This window comes from Psychromonas sp. Urea-02u-13, assembly GCF_002835995.1.
GTDB lineage: Bacteria > Pseudomonadota > Gammaproteobacteria > Enterobacterales > Psychromonadaceae > Psychromonas.
Map to the genome: position 1 here is coordinate 1 of NZ_PJBZ01000279.1, position 425 is coordinate 425.

General features: G+C 37.9%; 1 protein-coding gene. It reads left to right on the forward strand.

Going from position 1 to position 425, the window contains the following annotated elements:
- The coding region (locus CXF74_RS21730; protein WP_198552973.1) for a winged helix-turn-helix domain-containing protein at window positions 1-425 on the forward strand (425 nt) is incomplete at both ends.

Here is a 425-nt window from a genome sequence, read left to right on the forward strand (position 1 = left end):
TCAGAGGGCTGGAAAATATCGATGATTGCTCAAGCTTTGCGTATTCATGAATCAACGATAACTCGCCATATTAATGACTTCTTAACCCTGCAAAAATTAACATCAGATAATGGCGGTTCAGACAGTTTTTTAAATGCAGAGCAAACAGACTTACTGATTTCTCATCTCACCGAAAACACTTATTTTCATACTTATCAAATTTGTCAGTATGTTAAAGATACTTGGGCTATCAGTTACTCTGTTTCAGGCATGAATAAATGGCTTCATCAGCATCGCTTTAGCTACAAGCAACCTAAAGGTGTACCTCATAAATGTGACCTTGAAAAGCAAGCCATCTTTGTTGCTCAATATGAGGCATTAAAGCGTGAGTTAGCTGAGGATGAAGCATTGTTATTTATGGATGCAGTACATCCGACACAAGCAAC